The organism is Capnocytophaga bilenii, from assembly GCF_017565765.1.
Classification (GTDB): domain Bacteria; phylum Bacteroidota; class Bacteroidia; order Flavobacteriales; family Flavobacteriaceae; genus Capnocytophaga; species Capnocytophaga bilenii.
In genome coordinates this window covers 213,836-230,564 of sequence record NZ_JAGDYP010000005.1, presented here as the reverse complement: position 1 = coordinate 230,564, position 16,729 = coordinate 213,836, and the positions used below count along the sequence as shown (strand labels likewise).

Genomic DNA, 16,729 nt, shown 5'->3' with positions numbered 1-16,729 from the left:
TAAATTATGATGTATATGATAGAAGCTTTTAATAACCTTGATGTACTCCTTAAGGGGTTTTGGATGGTAGCAATACCAGTTACGATTGTTTTTATTATCCAAATGGTACTTACTTTTATGGGAAGCGATGCTTCAGATGGTACTTCAGCCGATTTTGATGGTGATTTTGACGGAGGGGATACCCCATTTCAGTTGTTCTCATTTCGCAACTTAATGAATTTTCTGTTGGGATTTAGCTGGACGGGGATATCTTTCTATAAGATTATTACTAATCCAATAGTACTAATCATAACGGCAATATTAGTAGGTGCGCTTTTTATTTATTTGTTTTTTCTTATAATCAGGGCTCTGATGCGTCTTTCGGAAGATAATACTTTTAAACTAAAAGAAGCTATAGGCAAAGCTGCCGAAGTGTATGTACCTATACCTTCACGAAGAAAAGGCACAGGGAAAGTAATGCTTAGCGTGCGTGGGGCTATACACGAATTGGATGCTATGACTGATGAAGAAGCTATCCCTACAAGTATAAAGGTGAAAGTAACAGCTATAGAAGATAATATTTTGTTTGTAGAGCGCTTATAAAGAGCTGATTTGTTTTGCAGCTTGCTCTAAGTTCTTGGATAATCCAAATAAGTAATTAAACTGTTCCCAATAGAATTGTGTTTCGCGCATTGATATGGGAGCAGTTTTTTCTTTATTGGCATTAGTTGTAATTTCTTTTACAGATGCGCTAAGATGGTCGATAGCTGTTTTGTAATGATTGCTAATAGTAGTGTCTTTTTTTGAGAGTAGTAACAAAGAATGTTGCTGTAACTGTATAAGATTATCAATAGCCTCATTGAAAACAGCTTTAGGAAAAGTGATACGTTTGCTATTTAGCCGAATACCTAAAGAAGCAACTGTAGCCAAAAAAGATTGCTGGATAACAATAATACCATATACCGCAGGATTTTTGTATTGCATAAAGTTAGGTTCTTGTAACATTCGTTGGAATGTAGTATTGAGGTTAGAAAGAGCCAAAACAGCCTCTTTACGCGATACTTTGTAAGCAGTAGTAATACCTTCTTCAGTATTGAAAATTTCTTTCACTTCTATTAAATACCCAATATTGGCTTCTATTGATTTGGTTATAGCCTCTTTATAGCTATTGTGTTCCCAAGTAGGTAAGAGTAGATAATTAGATGAAAATGACAGAACTACTCCTATCACTGTATCAAGTAATCTATCGTAAATAAGAGTATAAATATCAGGATTGATGAGTGCAAAAATAAAAATAGCTGTAATGGTAATGAATACAGAGGCATACATATAATTTTCCTGTATGAGTCCGAAGGCAATAGGCATACATATAATAGCAATATAAAGGTACAAACTGGGGTAGGGGAGGAGATAAATAGCAGCAAATGATACCACCCCGCCTATAATAGTACCATAAGCCCTATTGAGTGAGCGTTCTTTAGTAATCCCAAAACCTGGGCGCATAATGATGAAGATAGTAAGAATAATCCAATAAGCATTATTCAAAGGAAATATGATACCGATGAGATACCCTATAATAACTACAACAGAAAGCCGTAAAGCATGCCTAAAAAAGGTAGATTTTAGCGAAATATGGTCTTTAAGTCTTCGCCACGAATAGTTTTGATAGCTTACAAACTTCCTATATGTACTTTCATCACGTACCCCTGCTTCTTTATTGTAATAATTTTCAAATATCAACCGGATATTCTTTATAGAATTGTATTGGCATTCTATGTAAATATAGAAGTTACGCAACATCAGTAAGCGTTCTTTATCTGCAGCGGTAGCTACCGCTTTTTTTAAGGCTTCATTCTCTTGTTGTGCTTGTTGGAGCAGTGTTTCTAAATGATTATTTAGCGTGATAGGTTTGCGCGAACCTATATATTCCGACATTTGCTGTAATTGCTTGGCTAACTCCTTCAGAAATGAAGCATATATATTCAGATACTCCTTATGTTCAGCAAATTCTTTTTCTACTTTTTCGTATTGCACAGGGTTAGCTAAAGCCAATTCAAAAATATCTACCAATTCTATAAACATCAAGAATTGTCGTTGTAAGTAATCTGTTTTTCCTGTTTTGCTACGTGAGTCGAGCACTTCATCGCGTAGTTTTTCATAGTTTTCGTTTAGGTTGGTTTGCAGATTAATAAGTTTGCTAAGTCCTTGAGTACGATCTGTTGCTGTAAGCAAATCAGCACGAGTAGCAAAAAATTGAGAAGTGAGAGCAAAGCACTTCCCTAATAACTGCTCGCTATACAAGCGCGGACGTATTTTCAGCATCAGATAGGCAAGTAAGCTATACCATACACTCCCTGAGAGTATATAACTACAATATAAAGCTATATTCCACCCTGTTTGCAAATGTGCCAAAGTAGAAGCAATCCCAAAGAGTCCCGCAAACGACACCATTGTAGCTCGCTGTCCATAGAGTGAAATGTAAGCATTAAAAAATGTAAGAACGAACATTGTTGGCAATAGCAAATATGGGTAAGGCTCTGTAAGATTTACCATAGCACTACTGAACATACACAACAGAGTAGCTATCAGCAGCCCGCCGTATAAATGTCTTCTATTACCAGGAATATCGCTGGGCGATATAGCTACAACACTCAAGGCTATAGGCACTCCAATATCCAAGCGATCACACCAATTGCCAATACCAAGAGGCACTAATACGGCAATAGTTTTGATGCAACCTTTGAAGAATGAAAAACTTTTAAAGAAAGAAATAATATTGTTTCGCATTTTTTGTGTATATTCGCCGCAAAATTACAAAACTAATTGCAAATGGCAATCCCTACAACCCAAATATTAAAAGAAGGCAAAATACTATTATACCCCACCGATACAGTATGGGGCTTAGGTTGTGATGCTACCAATCCCGATGCTGTAGCCCGAATATACCAAATTAAGCAGCGCAGTGAGAGCAAAAGCCTTATAGTCTTGGTGAGCAACCTTAGTATGTTGCAGGAATACGTAACGTTTATTCCAGTTAGTGCCTTAGCCTATCTTCAAGTGCCACATCACCCCACAACCATTATTTATCCACAAGCTCAGGGCTTAGCACCCAATGCCATTGCAGCCGATGGTTCTGTAGCCATTCGCATTGTGCAAGATAATTTCTGCCAGCAGCTTATCAATGATTTTGGCAAACCCATCATTTCCACTTCTGCCAACATCAGCGGAGCTCCTACCCCTAAATATTACAAGCAAATAAGTCCCGAAATTATTGCCCAATGTGATTACATAGTGCCTTATAAGCAAGAGGATACCACTATAAAAAAGCCCTCGCGCCTTATCAGTTTTGATGCCAGCGGAGAGCTTATTATTCTACGTGATTAAAAATTATCGTCTTTCTAAAAGTACTACATTTTCCACGTGGTATGTTTGCGGAAACATATCCACAGGCTGTACCTTGGTAACCTTATATAGTTCATCCATAAGTGCAAGGTCTCGCGCTTGGGTAGCACTATTACAGCTCACATACACAATTTTTTCAGGAGCTATTTGCAGTATTTGGGCTACAACATCTTTATGCATACCATCACGAGGAGGGTCGGTAATGATTACATCAGGAGTTCCATTGGCAGCTATAAAGTCATCATTGAATACATTCTTCATATCTCCCACATAAAAAGTAACATTACTTATTCCATTAGCAAGAGCATTTGCTTTCGCATCGGCAATAGCTTCAGGAACAGCTTCTACTCCTACTACTTTCTTAGCCTTTTTAGCTACAAACTGAGCAATAGTTCCCGTACCTGTATAGAGGTCATACACAAGCTCATCACCTTTTAAGTCAGCAAAATTACGAGCCACTTCATAAAGTTTGTAAGCCTGTTTAGAGTTAGTTTGGTAAAACGACTTTGCATTGATTTTAAAACGCAGCTCCTCCATTTCTTCGTAAATACAATCCTTCCCCTTGTAGCATATCAGCTCTTGGTCGTAAATAGCATCATTACCTTTGCTATTGATACAATATTGTAGCGAAGTTATTTGAGGGAATGTATCCGCAATATGTTGCAATAGCAACTCCCTTTTTTCTTTATCTTCTTTATAAAACTGAATCACGAGCATTATTTCATCAGTACTCGTTATTCGTATCATTATTGAGCGCAAGAAGCCTATTTGTTGTCTGGGACTGTAGAATGCCATATTATGTGCCAATGCAAACCGCTTAATTTCCTGTCTTATAGCATTAGAAGGATCAGCTTGTAGGTGGCATTCATCAATGTCCAATACCTTATCCCAAGCTCCTGATATGTGAAAACCCAAACCATTGCGATTTTCTATCTCGTCAGCATTTTTTATTTCTTCAGGCGTAAGCCAACGCATATCCGAAAAAGAAAATTCCATCTTATTTCGGTAGTAATAGATATCGTCTGAACCTATTATAGGCATCAATTCAGGTATCTCAATCCGTCCCAAGCGCACAAGATTGTTCTCCACCTCTTTTTGCTTGTAATATAGCTGACTTTCGTAGCTCATATTCTGCCATTTGCATCCCCCACAATAGCCAAAGTGTTTACATATAGGCGTAACACGTTGTTTTGATAGTTGGTGATACTTAATAGCCTGCCCCTCGTAATAAGCCGATTTTTTTTTAGTAGTTTGTACATCTACCACATCACCAGGAACTGCATTGCTTATAAATATAACTCGCCCATCAGGCGCTTTGGCTACACTTTTGCCTTTAGCTCCCGCATCTATTACGGTTACATTTTCTATGATTATATTCTTGTTCTTTTTCATTTGGGTGCAAAGATACGAATAAATTATGAATTATTTTGTACTTTTGTGCCAACTAATGTTTGGTAATGGAAAAATACGAAAAATACAACGCTATAGTGCTTTCAAGTGCAAAATATAGTGATAATAGCCTCATTGTAAGATGTTTTACCCCTGCTTATGGCACTTGTAGCTATTTGCTTAAAGGTGTATTATCGCCTAAGAAGAAGTTTCTAAAAGCAGCTCTTTTTCAGCCTTTTACACAGTTAGAATTAGTAGCTACTCACAAGGATACTCAGCAATTAGGCTATATAAAAGATGCTAAAATAGCCCACCCTTATGATTCGCTGCATACCGATATTTACAAAAGCACTATTTGTATTTTTCTTGCCGAAATCTGTACGATAGTATGTCCCGCAGGTACACCCGATGCTCCCCTTTTCAACTTTTTAGCAAAGCAACTGCAGCTTTTTGACCAATCACCTTTCAATCCTCATTTTACCCTCAAATTCCTTACTCAGCTCACCAATCTTCTCGGTTTTTACCCCGATACTTCTCAAACGCATTTGCCTTTTTTCAATATAGAAGAAGGTGTTTTTGCTACTACTGAAACCTTACATTGCATTTCAGGGAGACCCCTCATCTTGTTCAAAGATATTTTAACTACTGATACCAATTTTTTAGCTACTCTCAGCAGCACTCGCGAAGAGCGCAATGCTTTGTTACATCAGCTGTTGAAATATTACCAATGGCACTATCCCAACTTTAAGAAAATAAAGTCGTTAGAAGTATTACAAACCCTATTTCAATAAGGAAGAGGCTGTCCAAAAAGTCTAAACTAAACTTTTAAGGACAGCCTCTTTTTATTATATTTAGCAATCGTTACAACTTATTGTTTTTTACCCTGATTAGCTACGCTGTTAATTGCTGCAGCAATAGCCTCTTGATCACCCAAATAGTAATGTTTAATAGGTTTCAAATCAGCATCGAGCTCATAAACTAATGGCACTCCTGTAGGAATATTTAGTTTCAAAATATCAGCCTCACTCATACTGTCTAAATATTGTACCAATGAGCGCAAGCTATTACCGTGAGCTGCAATAATCACACTTTTGCCAGCTTTTATGTCAGGAGCAATCTCACTGAACCAAAGTGGCAACATACGGTCGTAGCAATCCTTGAGGCTTTCACCTGCTGTTTTTTCTTCGTCAGTTAAGTTGTTGTAACGGCGGTCGTGTGAAGGGTGGCGTTCGTCACTCTTTTCCAACAATGGAGGTTGCACATCGTATGAGCGTCTCCACAAAAGTACTTGGTCTTCACCGTATTTTGCAGCCGTTTCAGCCTTATTAAGCCCTTGTAAAGCACCATAGCTCTTTTCGTTAAGTCTCCAGCTTTTGTGAGTAGGTACCCAAAGGTCACCCATAGTTTCCAAGGCGTTGTTTAATGTTTTGATGGCGCGTTTCAATACCGAAGTGTAGGCAACATCAAATTTGAACCCCTCTTCTTTCATTACACGTCCTGCTTCGCGTGCTTCTTGCACTCCTTGCTCTGTCAAATCTACATCTTGCCACCCAGTGAATAAGTTTAGTTTGTTCCATTCACTTTGTCCGTGGCGTAAAAGTACTACTTTATACATAATATGTTCTGTTTTATTATTCTTTTTTATCACCGCCGCCTAAGCCTTTCAAAAAGTTGCCCAATTGTTTTTTAGCCTCTTTTTTAGCTTCCTCTTTGGCTTTTTCTTTAAGGTCTTCTTTCACCTTAGTAATTGTACTATCTTTGTTCTTCTTCAGCCCATCCACTACGTTCATAACATCAGCCGCTGTGCCCGAATTTGTTTTAGAAGCAATCGCATCTTTCAAGGCATCTGTACCTTTGTCTGCAAGGTTATTTATTTGATTTTTAGCTATCTGTGTTGCCAAATCTTTTACTACTGTCTTAATGTCTGTCTTTACTTCAGGCTTGTTAAAAGTACCGCCTACAGTAGCTACTACAGGTAAATTTGTAATTTTCTTTTGGTTTTCAGGTGTTAGCTTTGCCAACAAGTTTTCAGCCTCTTTGCCCAACATTTGTGGGGGCACATTGAAAGTTAGGTTGTAGTTCATTACTTGGTCAAACCCGTGCATACCAGCCACTTCCACTGCTACATCTTTGTATTTTATAGTAAAAGGTTTAATTTTTACTTTACCATCTTCAAAGTCCAATCCCGCTTTCACATTGTTCAGATTGAAATTAGCAAGATTCAACCCCGTAAATTGTTCGTTTAAAGACGAGAGTAGAGGAGAGGCTTTTGTATCAATTTTTGAATCTGCAAGCGAACCAAACAAATTACCCGAAATACTATTCAAATCAGGAGTAAGGTCATTATTCAATTTACCTTTTACGTTAATAATTGTATTGATTTTCCCTTGTAATACTTTTGCTATAGGAGCAATCTTTTCAAGCATTGATATCTTCGAGAAAGCCTCAACAATGTTTAGTTTATTGAGGTTCAAATTTACGTCAAAAGTAGGTACATCACCTTTGGTAGATACCCCCCCAGCAATACCTATATTACCGTCAAAAACATCTGTTTTTAGATGTTCCAAAGTAACCTTTTCATCTTTAATGATAAGTTTCCCCGAAATATTACTCAAGTTCAAATTGTCGTAAAGCACCGTTTTAGCCTTTGCATTTAGCGTACAGTCTAAAAAAGCAGGCACTTTTATAGCCGAAGCCGTATTGTTATTAGTTGCAGCTGTAGTTTTTGTTTCCTCTTTTTTCTCTTCCTTAGCAGGTGTAGTGCTTTCAGTAGTAGGTTGCATAAAGTCACTCACTGCCAGTTTGTTAGATAACATATTGAAGTTACCTTTTAGCGTTTCTTTCTTGAATAAGAAACCGTAAAGGTTATCTATAGTACCGTCAAGGTGCAAATCACTATCCCCTGTATGAGCGTCAAATGTAGAGAGACCTATGTGCGAAGGGTTAAACTTCAGTTGCAAGTTTTCTATATGAAAAGGCTTTACAAATTCTTCACCCGCATACACAAATTTTGCTAATGACAAATCACCTTGTGCTTTTATATTCTGATAGTTATTCGTCTCTACCGATTTCATATCCAATTGCAAAGCCAAATCAGCCTTCAGTTTTCCCTCAAACTTTTTGTCTAAAGCAATAGGGTATGCTTGCGATAAGTTTGCCAAGTTAATAGACCCTTTAGCAGCCAAATCTACATACGGATTAGCAATCACATTGCTCACTTTAGCACGTGCCGAAAACTGGTCTTCATCAATAGTCATCGCAAACTTGTTCAAGTTCACTTTCGTATCGTTCATTATCCCTGTAGCATTATCCACTTTTAAGTCTATACTAATGTTGCGCACAGTTTTAGGTAGCATAGGGTATTTTACCGAAGCATTATCAGCATACATTTCTATCCCAAAAGTAGGTATTTTATCCCCTACCATATCCCCTTTAGCAAAACCTTTCAGAGTGAGGTTACCCGTAGTTTTTACCCCCTCAAGGCTTTTGGTGTATTCTTCAGGAATAAGAGCTAAAAAGTTTTGGAAAGTATTTGTAGGCGTACTAAAAGTCAAGTCATAACGTTGTCCATCGTCCAATAGCTGTATAAACCCATTAAACACCAAATCCAGCTGATTGACAGTAGCCTTATTTTCTTTAAAAGTATATTTTTGCTCTTTGAGGTCAATTCCTAAAAGAGCTTGTAAAGTAATAGGAATACGTTTCATAAAAGTACTCTTACCCATAGCAAAAGTAACATTAGCCTTTGTTTGAGTGTCCAAGTCAAGTACCTCTTGAGCAAAATTTCCTTTTCCGCTGTGGTAAATATCGTCAATTTCCATAAAAATATCCCCCTCCTTATCTTCCATTCTGAAAGTAAATTTCAGATTTTCAACATTATATGATTGAATATCCAGTTTTATAGGAGTAGATTCTTCTTCAGGAGTTTCCGATGGAATAGTAATATCAAAGTTACCTTTCCCCTCTTGGTTCATATGCACATACACCGAAGCATCTTTCACATTAGCTCCCAATAAGTTATAGTTACCACTAATAAGGTCGCTTATACTCAAGCTCACATCTAAATGTTTAGCAGCAAAAAGAGTATCCCCTACAAAAGGTTCTTTGTTAGCAAGTACAAAATCCGAGAGTGTAACCTGTGCCTTAGGAAAATTCTTAAACAAGCTAATATCCACATCTTGAAGTGAAATAGTAGCTTTAAGGTTTTCATTAGCAATAGCAATCACTTTTTCTTTGATAGTATCCTTGAAGAAGTAAGGTATAGCCACCATTAGAGCGATGAGTAGCAGTAGGGTTATCCCTCCCCATTTTAGTATTTTTTTTACTATTTTCATTGATTTTTTCAATTAAATTTTGTTGCTGCAAAGATACTAAATATTTTAAAAACAACAATAATTTTTTCAAAAAACTTTTATGCGCCAATTCAAAATTCAAAATTCTTTTCAGCGAAGGATAAGCGAAGGATAAGCGAAGGATAAGCGAAGGAAAGTCGGCGAGCTGGCACAGCCGAGTATGTGACGAAGGAAAGTCGGCGAGCTGGCACAGCCGAGTATGTGACGAAGGATAAAAGCCTGTGCGGCTCGCACCGAAGGAAAGTCGGCGAGCTGGCGCAGCCGAGTATGTGACGAAAGGTAAATTGAACAAAAAAATCCTTACCAAAATTTGCAAATCAAAAAAAATATTAATACCTTTGTGCGCAATTAAAGAAACATTAAAAAACATTAAACATTATTTCTATGGACGCATTTACTTCACCCATTGGGTTGGTTGTGATTCTCGCAATCGTCATTTTTGTAACTATTTCGTCTTTAGTGGCTCGATATAAACGTTGCCCTTCCGACAAAATCCTTGTTATCTATGGTAAAACAGGAGGCTCTTCTGCCAAATGTATTCACGGAGGAGGAGCCTTCGTATGGCCTGTAATTCAAGACTTTGCTTACTTAGACCTCCGTCCTCTTTCTATCGAAGCAAACCTTACCAATGCCCTTAGCCGCCAAAATATTCGCGTAGACGTACCTTGCCGTTTTACTATAGCAATCTCTACCGAACCCGAAAATATGAACGCTGCTGCCGAGCGACTTTTAGGTATTTCTCCCGAACAAATTCAAGAGCTCGCCAAAGATATCCTCTTCGGACAGTTGCGTTTGGTTATCGCTACAATGACCATCGAAGAAATCAACTCCGACCGCGATAAATTCCTCGATAATATCTCCAAAAACGTTGATAGCGAACTCAAAAAAATCGGTCTTAAACTCATCAACGTAAACGTTACCGACATCAAAGACGAATCTGGTTATATCGAAGCTCTTGGTAAAGAAGCAGCTGCCAAAGCTATCAACGAAGCTAAAATTAGCGTAGCTGAACAAGAAAAAATAGGAGAAACAGGTAAAGCCCTCGCCGACCGTGAGAAAGATACCCAAATAGCCGAAACACATCGTGATAGAGATGTAAAAATTGCTATTACACAAAAAGATAAAGAAATTAGCATAGCCGAAGCTAAAAAAGATGAAACAGTAGGGATTGCCGAGGCTAAAAAATTTGAATCAATAGGTAAAGCTGAAGCCGACCGCGATAGCCGTATCAAAATATCTGAAGCCAATGCAGTAGCTATCAAAGGGGAAAACGAAGCTAAAATCGCTATTGCCAACTCCGAAGCTTTACGCCGTGAAAAAGAAGCCGAATCATTGCGCATCGCTATCTCTGCCGAAAAAGTACAACAAGCTAAAGCCCTTGAAGAAGCTTATTCAGCTGAACAAAAAGCCGAATCAGCTCGTTCTGATCGTGAGCGTGCTACCCAAGTAGCTAATATTATCGTCCCTGCCGAAATCAACAAGCAACGTGCCATTATCGAAGCGCAAGCCGAAGCCGAACGCCTACGCGAAAAAGCTAAAGGGGAAGCAGATGCTATCTATGCGAAAATGGAAGCCGAAGCAAAAGGTCTCTTCCAAATCCTTACCAAGCAAGCCGAAGGGTATAAAGATGTGGTGGGGGCTGCTGGTGGCGACCCTACCAAAGCCTTCCAATTGCTATTGATTGAAAAACTACCTGAATTGGTTAAAACCCAAGTGGAAGCTGTTAAGAACATTAAGATTGACAAAATCACTGTTTGGGATTCTGGTAAAGGCGAAGATGGCAACAATTCTACTGCCAATTTCGTATCTGGTATGATGAAAACTGTACCACCACTCAATGATTTATTCAATATGGCAGGACTTAACCTCCCTACCTATCTTGCTAATAATAAAACACAAGAAAATAAACCAGAAACACAAAATACAGAAGAAATAAATACAAAATAAAATACAACTGCACACAGAGGGTGTCCGAAAAGTTTTAAAAGCACGATTACGCCACACACTTTGGCAAACTCTGAAAGTTTGCCAAAGTTAATTACTCTGATAATCAATTACTTTTATTCACATTGTAGGGGCGATTGGCAAATCGCCCTCACGAAACCAAACTTTTCGGACAGGCTCTTTATAGATAATCACTTATTGTAGGGGCAAATTCTTTTTTGTTCTAATTACATTATAAAAATTATAAAGAACGAATATGAAACATCTTATAACATCATTCCTACTACTATTTACACCCCTTATTTGGGCTCAAAAAGCTCAAATTACCAATGCCAAACTCAATGCTGTAACCGTTTATTTCAGCTCTGCCGAATTGGCTCATAGCCTTAGTGCCAACCTCAATAAAGGTACTAACGAAATTGTCATTAAAAACATAGCGAATGACATCGATGAGAATACTATCCGCATTTTGGCTCCTAAAAGTGTAACCGTACTCTCAGCACAATTTACTACCGATACCTATACCGATAAAGACAATTTACACCCAAAAAGCAAACAAATAAAAGATAGTATAGAGCTACTTACTTTGCAAATTGATAAACTTTCCAATCAAATAGCTGCCGAAAAGCAAATAGTGGAGCTAATTAAAGAAAATAAAAAGGTTTTAGGCAATGGTACTGCCCTAAATATAGCCGAATATACTAAGTTTATCAACTATTCTAAAGAAGAAATGGTAGCTTCACTTGATAAAGCTGATGCTTACACCGAAAAACAAAATAAATTACGTACACTTCGCTATGAATTAGAACAACGTCTCGAAGGCGATGTAAGCAAGGAAAAAACACTCTCTAAAGGTAAAATTGTACTGCAAGTAATGAGCGATACACCTCAAAAAGCCGACTTTTCTCTCAGTTATGTTACGCCTCTTGCTGGTTGGTTTCCATTTTATGAGCTTCGTGCCAATGATATCAATAGCCCGCTAAGTTTGCTCTACAAAGGTGAAATTTACCAAACTACAGGAGTAGATTGGAAAAATATCAAACTGACTCTTTCTAGTGGAAACCCCAATGTACGCAATGAAATTACCTTGCTTAAAGCTTGGTTCTTGCGCTTTGGCAATCGCTATAGTGCAGAAACTATGGAAATCAACGCCTACCGCCGTTCCAATACCTTTGCAGCAGCCGAAATGAAAGTAGCAAATCTAGAAGATACAGCAAAAGAAGAAATGGTAGAAGCTACAATGAATGACTATACCGATGTGAGTGAAAATCAACTCAATACTTCTTTTGAAATCACTACCCCCTATGATATCCTTTCTAATGGTAGAGAATATAGTGTGGCACTCAAAGAGCTCAAGATTAAAGCCAAATACGAGTACTACTCTGCACCTCGTGTAGATAATGGAGTTTATCTTGTAGCCTCAATTGATGATTATTCGCAATACAACCTGCTCAATGGCGAAGCAAATATTATCTTTGAAGATATGTATGTAGGTAAAACAATGATTTCGCCCAATCAAACTACCGAAAGTATGCAACTTACTATGGGCAACGATAAGAAAATAAGCATAAAACGCGAAAAAATAGCCGATAAATCTGAAACTAAATTCATTTCAAGCTATAAAGAGCAGACTTTTACCTATGAAATCACTGTAAAGAACAATAAAAAGGAAACTATCAACCTAAAGTTGAAAGATCAATACCCTATTAGTACCAATGAAAAAATACAAGTAGAACTATTGGAAGATTCAAAAGCTGAAGTGAATACCGAAACAGGTATCCTTACTTGGAATACAACTCTCAAAGCAGGTGAAAGTAAAAAATACCGACTTAGCTATAAGGTGAAATACCCTAAGAGCGAAGTAATAGAGAACCTTTAAGTAAAAATTTGATAATTGAAATAAAAAATATAATTTTGCCGCAGATTTTAAAGAACAGTAACTATGGCATTGCATAATGATTTTGGAAAAGAAGGAGAACAAGATGCTGTAAATTTTTTAATTGAAAACGGACATACTATCTTGGAACAAAACTTTAGGTATGGGCACGCTGAAATTGATATTATCTCACAAAAAGGTAATATAATACATATTGTAGAAGTGAAAACAAGAACTTCTAGTGCTTATGGCGAACCAGAGAGTTTTGTAAATCAGCAGAAAATAGACCTTATAGTAAAGGCGGCTAATAATTATATATTACGCAAAAACCTTGATGTAGAGGTACAGTTTGACATTATCTCTATTGTAAAAAATAGTGTGGAGTTTTCAATCAACTATATAGAGGACGCTTTTTATCCTTTTTAAGATTAAAAACTCAATTTTAGGTACTAATATAAAATGAAAACAATCGCTTCGGCTGTAGAAAATTACATCAAAAAAAAGCCCTTTTTGCAAACTTCACTCTCGCAGGGGATCATAAACCTCACTGCGCTGGCACGTATTATTCAAGAGGATATACAGCGCAATCACTTTACACGTGAGGTGAAAACAGGGGCTATTGTAATGGCTCTGAAGCGATTGGCTGTTGATATGGAGTTCCGCGATACCCATCGCTTTGTAAAGATTCTGAAAAATATTGATAACCCTATAGTACGCACTGAACTGACGGATTATACTTTTTTAGCTTCGCAAACACTAATGAATTGTCAAGCAGAATTGTTACAGCTATTGCAGGAAAATGCAGGTACGTACTACGCTTGGACAAAGGGGGTAGACGAAACCAGCCTGATTGTAAGTAGTAATATAGAAAACTTGGTAGAAAAAGTTTTTAAAAATGAACAATGCTTGCATAAGTTTACTAATTTAACAGCTATAAGTGTACGTCTCCCTATGGAAGATACTATGGTATCAGGAATTTATTACTTTATTTTTCAGCGCTTGGCGTGGGAAGGCGTTAGGCTTAATGAGGTGATTTCAACTACTAATGAATTTACATTCATCATTCCCGAAGAACAAGAAAAGGTAGCTTTTAATGTGATTAAAAATTTAAAATTATTAAAATAAAAATGGTAAGAGTACGATTTGCTCCAAGTCCAACTGGGGCATTGCATATTGGTGGTGTGCGCACTGCTTTGTTTAATTATCTGTTTGCTAAAAAACACAAGGGTGAATTCTTGTTGCGAATTGAAGATACCGACCAAAACAGATATGTAGAAGGTGCTGAGGAATATATTATCAACTCGCTAAATTGGTTGGGGTTAACTTATGATGAGGGGGTAGGCAAAGGAGGCAAACACGCTCCCTACAGACAAAGTGAGCGAAAACCGCTTTACCGTCAGTATGCTGAACAACTCATTGCCAATGGTTGGGCTTATTATGCTTTTGATACTGCCGAAGAACTTGATATACTTAGGAAAACAGCTGAAGCTAAAGGCGAAACTTTTATTTATAATTGGGCTACAAGGGCTACTTTGAAAAACTCTTTGGTTTTGCCTTCTGATGAAGTACAACGCTACTTGGCTGCTGGCAATGAATACGTAGTTCGCTTTAAAATGCCTGATAATGAGGTGTTAAAAATGAACGATATGATTAGGGGCGAGGTGGTTATCAATACCAATACTCTTGATGATAAGGTGCTTTTCAAAAGTGATGGAATGCCTACTTACCACTTGGCAAATATTGTAGATGACCACTTAATGGAAATTACACACGTTATCAGGGGGGAAGAATGGTTGCCCTCAATGCCTTTGCACCTATTGTTATACCGTGCTTTTGGTTGGGAAGCTCCTCAATTTGCACATCTTCCGCTTATCTTGAAGCCTGTAGGTAATGGCAAGCTGAGCAAGCGTGATGGTATTAAATTAGGATTCCCTGTTTTTCCAATGGATTGGACTGAAAACGGAGAAACACTCAAAGGATTTAGCGGAGAAGGGTATTTTCCTGAAGCTCTTATTAACTTTTTAGCACTTTTAGGCTGGAATCCAGGTAATGACCAAGAAATATTCTCAATGAACGAACTCATTGCTTTATTCGACTTGGAAAAAGTTCATAAAGCAGGAGCACGTTTTGACCCTGAAAAAATAAAATGGTTTAATCATCAGTATTTACAACAAAAAGGAAATGATGAGCTAGCAGTACTTTTTGGTGAGCTTTTAAAGAATAAAGGGATAGAGGTAGCAACCTCTACACTACAGAAAATAGTAGGCTTATTAAAAGAACGTGCTACTTTTGTGAATGATTTTTGGGAGTTAGGTAAATTCTTCTTTGAAGCACCTACACAGTATGACGAGAAGGCAATGAAGAAGCAGTGGAAAGAACAATCGCCACTAATTGTTGAAGAAGTGGCAGCATTGCTTAGAAATGCAACCGACTTTGAAGCTCGTGGCTTGGAAGGGATTGTAAAACAGTATATTGCAGATAAGGAATTGGGCTTAGGACAAGTGATGCCCGTACTGCGATTGGCTTTGGTAGGAGAATTGAAAGGTCCTGATATTTTTGATATTATGGAAGTAATAGGAAAAGAAGAAACAGTGAACCGATTGTTTAGAATTTTAGAGTAGAAAATATTTTTTTTAAATTTGATGTAATTTTTTTGATTTTTATTTGGATATTAAAAAATAATTCGTAACTTTGCACCCGAAATAAAGAAGAAAGATGATTTTATATATTTTAAATACAACGGCTATGATGATGTGTTGCATGCTTGATAAGAGCAGTGCGGCATCAGTTGTTGTTGAAAATATAGCATAGTTATAGATATTTTTTGAATTAATACAACAGACACCTCACTGCTTTAGTAGTGAGGTGTCTGATTTTTTAGCTTATATGAATTTACGAAAATCATTTATTACGACTCTTTATGAGGAAAGTAAAACAATAAAACATCATATTGGGAAACAGCGTATCACTACTTTTATTGAGTCGCTTTTTGAGTATTTATTTTTGATTGATGAACGTTCGTGTCGCTCAAAAGCAAGCATAGAAGTGCGATATGACGAATTATGCTGTGATTTTGTAAATATAGTGAGTGATTTTGTAGGTGAAGAGCACTCTAAAGAGGAAATAGAAGGTTATTACAATAGTATCTTACCTGATATTTATGAGCAACTGAAAGGAGATGCTATCTTTTATATTGATAGCGACCCTGCAGCCAGCTCGGTACGTGAGGTACAAGTTACTTACCCAGGCTTCTTTGCTATAATGGTGTATCGGATTGCTCATCAGTTATGGTTGCAAAAAGTACCGTTGCTACCGCGTATTCTATCAGAGTTGGCACATAGCAGGACTGGGATTGATATTCACCCTGCGGCAGTAGTAGGTAATCCTTTTATGATTGATCACGGTACAGGAATTGTGATTGGCGAAACGACTATAATTGGCAATTACGTGAAGGTATATCAGGGGGTTACATTAGGTGCATTGTCAGTATCAGTAAATAAGGCTCATACAAAACGACACCCTACCATTGAAGATAATGTAGTGATTTACTCAGGAGCAACCATCTTAGGAGGAGATACTGTGATAGGACACGATAGTGTGATTGGTGGAAATGTGTGGCTAACTAATAGTATTGAACCCTTTACAAAAGTTTTTCACAAAAGTCAGATAATAGTGAAAGATAATGAAGTGTATGAAGAGCCTATAAACTTTGTAATTTAAGGAGTTTAGGCGTTAAGGATTTAGATTGTATAACAGCTAAGCACTAAATATAATAAAATAGTAACAA

General features: G+C 37.3%; 13 protein-coding genes. 9 read left to right on the top strand and 4 right to left on the bottom strand.

Going from position 1 to position 16,729, the window contains the following annotated elements; all coding sequences use genetic code 11:
- Window positions 1–15 precede the first annotated feature (15 nt).
- The gene (locus J4N46_RS08270; protein WP_034556556.1) at window positions 16–582 is read left to right on the top strand and encodes an NfeD family protein; all 567 of its coding nucleotides are present in this window, start codon (window positions 16–18) and stop codon (window positions 580–582) included.
- On the opposite strand, the gene J4N46_RS08265 is transcribed toward J4N46_RS08270, so the two are convergent.
- On the bottom strand, window positions 577–2,766 hold the full coding sequence (locus J4N46_RS08265; protein WP_208058905.1) for an FUSC family protein: 2,190 nt from the start codon (window positions 2,764–2,766) through the stop codon (window positions 577–579). The two genes, J4N46_RS08270 and J4N46_RS08265, sit on opposite strands and share 6 nt — an antisense overlap.
- Window positions 2,767–2,808: 42 nt before the next feature.
- On the opposite strand from J4N46_RS08265, the gene J4N46_RS08260 reads away from it, so the two are divergent.
- Window positions 2,809–3,363, top strand: a complete 555-nt coding sequence (locus tag J4N46_RS08260; protein WP_208058904.1) for an L-threonylcarbamoyladenylate synthase — start codon at window positions 2,809–2,811, stop codon at window positions 3,361–3,363.
- A gap of 3 nt (window positions 3,364–3,366) precedes the next feature.
- On the opposite strand, the gene rlmD is transcribed toward J4N46_RS08260, so the two are convergent.
- Entirely contained in the window at window positions 3,367–4,773 is a 1,407-nt protein-coding gene (rlmD, locus tag J4N46_RS08255; protein WP_208058903.1) for a 23S rRNA (uracil(1939)-C(5))-methyltransferase RlmD, read from the bottom strand.
- Window positions 4,774–4,838: 65 nt separating this feature from the next.
- Here rlmD and recO point away from each other — a divergent pair, with 65 nt between their 5' ends.
- Window positions 4,839–5,561, top strand: a complete 723-nt coding sequence (gene recO / locus J4N46_RS08250) for a DNA repair protein RecO (RefSeq protein WP_208058902.1) — start codon at window positions 4,839–4,841, stop codon at window positions 5,559–5,561.
- 77 nt (window positions 5,562–5,638) lie between these two features.
- On the opposite strand, the gene gpmA is transcribed toward recO, so the two are convergent.
- Both gpmA and J4N46_RS08240 read right to left on the bottom strand, forming a co-directional pair.
- Window positions 5,639–6,385 carry a 2,3-diphosphoglycerate-dependent phosphoglycerate mutase gene (gene gpmA, locus J4N46_RS08245; protein ID WP_034556555.1) on the bottom strand — a complete coding sequence of 249 codons (747 nt, stop codon included), beginning with the start codon at window positions 6,383–6,385 and terminating at the stop codon, window positions 5,639–5,641.
- Window positions 6,386–6,401: 16 nt separating this feature from the next.
- Window positions 6,402–9,104, bottom strand: coding sequence for an AsmA family protein (locus J4N46_RS08240; RefSeq protein ID WP_208058901.1), 2,703 nt, complete (start codon window positions 9,102–9,104; stop codon window positions 6,402–6,404).
- A 402-nt stretch (window positions 9,105–9,506) separates the two neighbouring features.
- On the opposite strand from J4N46_RS08240, the gene J4N46_RS08235 reads away from it, so the two are divergent.
- The 6 genes from J4N46_RS08235 (at window position 9,507) to J4N46_RS08210 (ending at window position 16,662) form a co-directional block, all read left to right on the top strand.
- Window positions 9,507–11,069 carry a flotillin family protein gene (locus J4N46_RS08235; RefSeq protein WP_208058900.1) on the top strand — a complete coding sequence of 521 codons (1,563 nt, stop codon included), beginning with the start codon at window positions 9,507–9,509 and terminating at the stop codon, window positions 11,067–11,069.
- Between the two features lie 253 nt (window positions 11,070–11,322).
- Window positions 11,323–12,945: a DUF4139 domain-containing protein gene (locus J4N46_RS08230; protein ID WP_208058899.1), complete on the top strand. Its 1,623-nt coding sequence runs from the start codon at window positions 11,323–11,325 to the stop codon at window positions 12,943–12,945.
- Window positions 12,946–13,008: 63 nt separating this feature from the next.
- On the top strand, window positions 13,009–13,368 hold the full coding sequence (locus J4N46_RS08225; RefSeq protein ID WP_208058898.1) for a YraN family protein: 360 nt from the start codon (window positions 13,009–13,011) through the stop codon (window positions 13,366–13,368).
- A 33-nt stretch (window positions 13,369–13,401) separates the two neighbouring features.
- Window positions 13,402–14,067: an aspartate kinase gene (locus tag J4N46_RS08220; protein WP_208058897.1), complete on the top strand. Its 666-nt coding sequence runs from the start codon at window positions 13,402–13,404 to the stop codon at window positions 14,065–14,067.
- 2 nt (window positions 14,068–14,069) lie between these two features.
- Entirely contained in the window at window positions 14,070–15,563 is a 1,494-nt protein-coding gene (gene gltX / locus J4N46_RS08215; RefSeq protein WP_208058896.1) for a glutamate--tRNA ligase, read from the top strand.
- A gap of 265 nt (window positions 15,564–15,828) precedes the next feature.
- On the top strand, window positions 15,829–16,662 hold the full coding sequence (locus tag J4N46_RS08210) for a serine O-acetyltransferase (protein ID WP_208058895.1): 834 nt from the start codon (window positions 15,829–15,831) through the stop codon (window positions 16,660–16,662).
- Window positions 16,663–16,729: the final 67 nt, after the last annotated feature.

Coding starts and splice junctions, on each gene's coding strand:
- J4N46_RS08235 (WP_208058900.1), top strand. CDS start 9,507: ATGGACGCATTTACTTCACCCATTGGGTTGGTTGTGATTCTCGCAATC.
- J4N46_RS08265 (WP_208058905.1), bottom strand. CDS start 2,766: ATGCGAAACAATATTATTTCTTTCTTTAAAAGTTTTTCATTCTTCAAA.
- J4N46_RS08230 (WP_208058899.1), top strand. CDS start 11,323: ATGAAACATCTTATAACATCATTCCTACTACTATTTACACCCCTTATT.
- recO (WP_208058902.1), top strand. CDS start 4,839: ATGGAAAAATACGAAAAATACAACGCTATAGTGCTTTCAAGTGCAAAA.
- J4N46_RS08210 (WP_208058895.1), top strand. CDS start 15,829: ATGAATTTACGAAAATCATTTATTACGACTCTTTATGAGGAAAGTAAA.
- gltX (WP_208058896.1), top strand. CDS start 14,070: ATGGTAAGAGTACGATTTGCTCCAAGTCCAACTGGGGCATTGCATATT.
- J4N46_RS08225 (WP_208058898.1), top strand. CDS start 13,009: ATGGCATTGCATAATGATTTTGGAAAAGAAGGAGAACAAGATGCTGTA.
- gpmA (WP_034556555.1), bottom strand. CDS start 6,385: ATGTATAAAGTAGTACTTTTACGCCACGGACAAAGTGAATGGAACAAA.
- J4N46_RS08220 (WP_208058897.1), top strand. CDS start 13,402: ATGAAAACAATCGCTTCGGCTGTAGAAAATTACATCAAAAAAAAGCCC.
- J4N46_RS08270 (WP_034556556.1), top strand. CDS start 16: ATGATAGAAGCTTTTAATAACCTTGATGTACTCCTTAAGGGGTTTTGG.
- rlmD (WP_208058903.1), bottom strand. CDS start 4,773: ATGAAAAAGAACAAGAATATAATCATAGAAAATGTAACCGTAATAGAT.
- J4N46_RS08240 (WP_208058901.1), bottom strand. CDS start 9,104: ATGAAAATAGTAAAAAAAATACTAAAATGGGGAGGGATAACCCTACTG.
- J4N46_RS08260 (WP_208058904.1), top strand. CDS start 2,809: ATGGCAATCCCTACAACCCAAATATTAAAAGAAGGCAAAATACTATTA.